5 protein-coding genes are annotated in these 5,145 nt (G+C 67.7%); all 5 read left to right on the top strand.

Annotation, left to right across the window (positions count from 1 at the left end):
• The coding region (locus tag B551_RS13050) for a Tim44 domain-containing protein (RefSeq protein ID WP_023264261.1) at window positions 1-447 on the top strand (447 nt) is incomplete at its 5' end.
• A gap of 146 nt (window positions 448-593) precedes the next feature.
• Complete coding sequence (locus B551_RS13045) at window positions 594-1,277, top strand: SCP2 domain-containing protein (RefSeq protein WP_023264260.1); 684 nt, start codon at window positions 594-596, stop codon at window positions 1,275-1,277.
• Between the two features lie 110 nt (window positions 1,278-1,387).
• Window positions 1,388-2,962 carry a ubiquinone biosynthesis regulatory protein kinase UbiB gene (gene ubiB / locus B551_RS13040; protein ID WP_006579705.1) on the top strand — a complete coding sequence of 525 codons (1,575 nt, stop codon included), beginning with the start codon at window positions 1,388-1,390 and terminating at the stop codon, window positions 2,960-2,962.
• Window positions 2,963-3,243: 281 nt separating this feature from the next.
• The gene (locus B551_RS13035) at window positions 3,244-4,680 is read left to right on the top strand and encodes a sodium:solute symporter family protein (RefSeq protein WP_023264259.1); all 1,437 of its coding nucleotides are present in this window, start codon (window positions 3,244-3,246) and stop codon (window positions 4,678-4,680) included.
• Window positions 4,681-4,937: 257 nt separating this feature from the next.
• A partial coding sequence (locus tag B551_RS13030; protein WP_023264258.1) for an FmdB family zinc ribbon protein occupies window positions 4,938-5,145 on the top strand: 208 nt, incomplete at its 3' end.

Genomic DNA, 5,145 nt, shown 5'->3' with positions numbered 1-5,145 from the left:
TCGGCACAGCCGGCGCTGCAACCGGCCGGGGCGGCCGCGGCGGCCGCGTCGCAGGGAGTGCAGCCCTGGGGCGTGCCGGCGGACTTCGATACCGAAGCCTTCCTGCGCAACGCCAAGGTCTACTTCGTGCGCCTGCAGGCCGCCTGGGACGCCGGCAATCTCGACGACATCCGCGAGTTCACCACGCCGGAAATGTTTGCCGAGATCAAGATGGACCTGGGCGATCGCGGCACGCAGGGCAATCACACCGACGTGGTCACGCTGGACGCGACGCTGCTGGGCATCGAGTCGACCGACAACCAGCATGTGGCCAGCGTGCGCTTCAGCGGCATGATCCGCGAGAACGAAGGCGAGGCCGCGCAGCCGTTCGCCGAGGTGTGGAACCTGGCCAAGCCGGCCAGCGGCGCCGGCGGCTGGGTGCTGGCGGGAATCCAGCAGGAATCCTGAGCCGGCGATCGCGTCGCTGCTTGAGCCAAAGCCCGGGTACGGCGTGATGTGCCCGGCGCTGGCTTAGAATGGAGGCCCACGCGCCAACGCGCGTGGGCCTTTTTCATTGGCGCCGGCCTGGCCGGCGTGGTCCGCACCATCACGCCATGAACACTCTTCCGTCCGCGCTGGCCGGCCCCATCGTCGCCGCGCTCAATCATCTGCTGGAACAGGAGCCGTGGGCGCGCAAGCTGCTGACGCCCTATGCCGGCCGCGTGATCGGCTTCGATGCTGCCGCCTTTGCGATGGCCTTGCGGATCGATGCGCAAGGCATGGTCGCGCTGGCCGCCGCCGACGCGCCGCCGCCGTCGGTGACGATCGCCGTGCCGCTGCAGCAATGGCCGCTGGTGGTGGCCGATGTCGCCGCCGGCGGGCAGGCCGCCGCGATGCGCCATGTGCGGCTGGAGGGCGATGCCGAGCTGGCCAATACCGTGTCGACGCTGGCGCGCAGCCTGCGCTGGGATGCCGCGGAGGATCTGGCGCGGGCCTTGCGTGCCGTGATGGGCGGCACCGTCGGCGACAGCGTCGCGCAGCGGCTGGTCGACGGCGCGCAGCAAGCCCACGCCGGCGCGCTGCGGGTGGGGCGGGCGCTGGTCGAGAACGTGACCGAATATCTGCTCGACGAACAGCCGACGCTGGTCCGCCATGCCGCGCTGGACGATTTCCGTGCCGATGTGGCCGCGTTGCGCGACGATCTGGCCCGGCTGGAGAAACGGCTGGAGCGGCTGGAGCGCGGTGCGGGTGCCGGCCCCGGTGCCGGCGCCGCCCCGCTGCCGTCCGCGCATCGCTGAACCGGGCCAGCCGCGCCGAGCGCGGAACCGCTGACAAGAATCCCGCCCGCCGGCGGCAACGACGCGCAAAAAGCGCGTCCCGATCCGGCCGGCTTACCAACAAGACCTGCATGACCCGTTTCCTGCGCCTCTGCAAGATCGCCTTTGTCATCTTCTACTACGGCCTGGACGAGCTGGTGCTGTCCGGTTTCCAGAACCGGCATATCCGCCTGCTGGTCAGGGTCATCACCATCGGACGCAAGCTCGATACCGTGCCGCGCGGCGTGCGGCTGCGGCTGGCGCTGACGCGGCTGGGGCCGATCTTCGTCAAGTTCGGCCAGGTGCTGTCGACCCGGCGCGACCTGTTGCCGGCCGACATCGCCGACGAACTGGCGCTGCTGCAGGACCAGGTGCCGCCGTTCGATCCGGCCGTCGCGGTCGCCATCATCGAGCGCTCGCTCGGCCGGCCGCTGACGCAGCTGTTCGAGACCTTCGAGCACCAGCCGGTCGCCAGCGCGTCGATCGCGCAGGTGCATTTCGCCACGCTGAAGGCCGGCCCGTATCGCGGCCGCGAGGTCGCGGTCAAGGTGCTGCGGCCCGGCATGCTGCCGGTGATCGACAGCGACCTGGCGCTGATGCGCGATGTCGCGGTCTGGATCGAGCGGGTGTCGGCCGACGGCAAGCGGCTCAAGCCGCGCGAGGTGGTCGCCGAGTTCGACAAGTACCTGCATGACGAACTCGACCTGATGATCGAGGCGGCCAACGCCAGTCAGCTGCGCCGCAACTTCCAGGACACCGAGCTGCTGCTGGTGCCGGAAGTGTTCTGGGACTTCTGCAGCAGCGAGGTGTTCGTGATGGAGCGGATGCACGGCATCCCGATCTCGCGCACCGAATCGCTGAAGGCGGCCGGCGTCGACCTGCACCGGCTGGCGGAGGAGGGCGTCGAGATCTTCTTCACGCAGGTGTTCCGCGACGGCTTCTTTCACGCCGACATGCACCCGGGCAACATCCTGGTGTCGGTGCAGCCCGAGACCTTCGGCCGCTATATCGCGCTGGACTTCGGCATCGTCGGCGCGCTGTCCGAGTTCGACAAGAACTACCTGGCGCAGAACTTCATCGCGTTCTTCCGCCGCGATTACCACCGCGTCGCGCTGCTGCACGTCGAGTCAGGCTGGGTGCCGCCGCAGACCCGGGTCGAGGAGCTGGAAAGCGCGGTGCGCGCCTGCTGCGAGCCATACTTCGACAAGCCGCTGAAGGAGATCTCGCTGGGCATGGTGCTGATGCGGCTGTTCCAGACCTCGCGCCGCTTCAACGTCGAGATCCAGCCGCAGCTGGTGCTGCTGCAGAAGACGCTGCTCAATATCGAAGGGCTGGGCCGCCAGCTGGACCCGGACCTGGACCTGTGGAAGACCGCCAAGCCTTATCTCGAGCGCTGGATGCATGAGCAGGTCGGCTGGCGCGGCGCCTGGGAACGCATCCAGGTCGAAGCGCCGCAGTGGGCCAAGATGCTGCCGGACTTTCCGCGCCTGGCGCACCAGTTCCTGGAGCGCCGCGCGCTGGTCAACAACAGCCAGCAGGACCGCCTGCTGGCGGCGCTGGTGGTCGAGCAGCGCCGCACCAACCGGATGCTGGCGATCGGGCTGCTGCTGATCGGCGCCGTGGCCATCGCGGTAGTGGCCACGCAGCTGGTCGACTGGTTCGGTTGAGGGTTCGACCCAGCGTCGGCCTGCCGCCGTCGCCGATCCAGCCCGCGCCGACGCGTCGCGCCGCTGCCGATTTTTTTGGCAGGGCGCGCTTGTATCGCCGCTTGCATCGCTATAATCCGCGTTTTGATTCGGCTACGACCGCAGGCCAGTGCTCGTCCCAGGGCACCCGATCCGCCACCCACGCGGCCCCGACCGATGAATTGGACTGCGGGCGCGCGCACCTTGCCGCCGTCCGCCATTCGGTTTCTTGGCCCCTGGGCTCTTTGGGATAGGGCAGCAGCATGCTGATCTGGTTTGTCATCATCTACTGGGTAATCTCGGTCGGCATCGGCCTGTGGGCCGCGCTGCGCGTGCGCAACACGACCGACTTCGCCGTGGCGGGCCGCAGCCTGCCGTTCTACGTGGTCACCGCGACCGTGTTCGCGACCTGGTTCGGCTCCGAGACCGTGCTGGGCATTCCGGCGGTCTTCCTGAAGGAAGGGCTGTCCGGCGTGGTGTCCGACCCGTTCGGCTCGTCGCTGTGCCTGATCCTGGTCGGCCTGTTCTTCGCCCGTCCGCTGTACCGGATGAACCTGCTGACGATCGGCGACTACTATCACAACCGCTACGGGCGGCTGGCCGAGATCCTGACCACGCTGTGCATCGTGGTGTCCTACCTGGGCTGGGTCGCCGCGCAGATCAAGGCGCTCGGGCTGGTGTTCTACACCGTCTCGGACGGCGCGCTGTCGCAGGACGCCGGCATGATGATCGGCGCCGCCAGCGTGCTGATCTACACGCTGTTCGGCGGCATGTGGTCGGTGGCGATCACCGACTTCATCCAGATGATCATCATCGTGATCGGCATGCTGTACATCGGCTACGAGGTCAGCGGCCAGGCCGGCGGCGTGTCGGCGGTGGTGTCGCACGCGGCCGCGGCGGGCAAGTTCGAATTCCTGCCCGAGCTCGACCTGATCCAGATCATCGGCTTTGCCGCCGCGCTGTTTACGATGATGCTCGGCTCGATCCCGCAGCAGGACGTGTTCCAGCGGGTCACCTCGTCGCGCACCGAGAACATCGCCGCGCGCGCCTCGGTGCTGGGCGGCGTGCTGTACTTCTGCTTCGCCTTCATCCCGATGTTCCTGGCGTATTCGGCCACGCTGATCGATCCGGCGATGGTGCAGCGCTTTATCGATACCGATTCGCAGCTGATCCTGCCGACGCTGATCCTCGATCACGCGCCGCTGTTCGCCCAGGTGATGTTCTTCGGCGCGCTGCTGTCGGCGATCAAGAGCTGCGCGTCGGCCACGCTGCTGGCGCCGTCGGTGACCTTCGCCGAGAACATCCTGCGGCCGTATTTCCGCCATCTGGACGACCGGCGCTTCCTGCGCGTGATGCAGGCCGTGGTGCTGGTCTTCACCGTGGCGGTCACGCTGTTCGCGCTGAACTCGCATCTGTCGATCTTCCATATGGTCGAGAATGCGTACAAGGTCACGCTGGTGTCGTCCTTCGTACCGCTGGCGTTCGGCCTGTTCTGGAAGCGTGCCACCCGCCAGGGCGGACTTGCGGCGATCCTGCTGGGGCTGAGCTCGTGGCTGGTCGCCGAGATCGCCTTCGCCGACGCCGCGGTGCCGCCGCAGATGGTCGGCCTGCTGTTCTCGCTGGGCGGCATGGTGTTCGGCTCGCTGCTGCCGCAGTGGATCGGCGACCGCCCGCCGGTCAAGGAAGTGCACATCGCCTGATTTGCCGGCGGAAAGGGCTGCCGCGCGGCCAATTTGCGCCCGGGCCGCCAATCGGCCGGTCTGCGCCCCAGGCCGGCCGCTTTTCCGGCGGCAACGGCGTCCAAACGGTTTATAATTCAAGGCTTTGCATGGCCGGACGGTGGCGGGCGACAGCCTGGTACGCCGCGCCGGCCGCGCGCGTTGATCTCCTTTGATTTTTTGTCGACCCCTTTGTCGATCCCCTGGTTGAGCCAATGGGGATCTCCCGGAGAACCACGATGCCGATCTATGCCTACCGTTGCGACGCCTGCGGCCATGGGCGCGATGTGCTGCAGAAAATGAGCGATGCCCCGCTCACCGACTGCCCATCCTGCAATACGGCGGGGGCCTTCAAGAAGCAGCTGACCGCGGCCGGGTTCCAGCTCAAGGGTTCGGGCTGGTATGTGACCGATTTCCGCGGGGGCAACGGCGGCGGCAGCGGTAACG

It is taken from the genome of Cupriavidus sp. HPC(L) (assembly GCF_000307735.3).
Taxonomy (GTDB): domain Bacteria; phylum Pseudomonadota; class Gammaproteobacteria; order Burkholderiales; family Burkholderiaceae; genus Cupriavidus.
Note: the sequence above shows the minus strand (reverse complement) of the source record. Positions and strands in the feature narration are given on the sequence as shown.

Coding starts and splice junctions, on each gene's coding strand:
- B551_RS13035 (WP_023264259.1), top strand. CDS start 3,244: ATGCTGATCTGGTTTGTCATCATCTACTGGGTAATCTCGGTCGGCATC.
- B551_RS13045 (WP_023264260.1), top strand. CDS start 594: ATGAACACTCTTCCGTCCGCGCTGGCCGGCCCCATCGTCGCCGCGCTC.
- ubiB (WP_006579705.1), top strand. CDS start 1,388: ATGACCCGTTTCCTGCGCCTCTGCAAGATCGCCTTTGTCATCTTCTAC.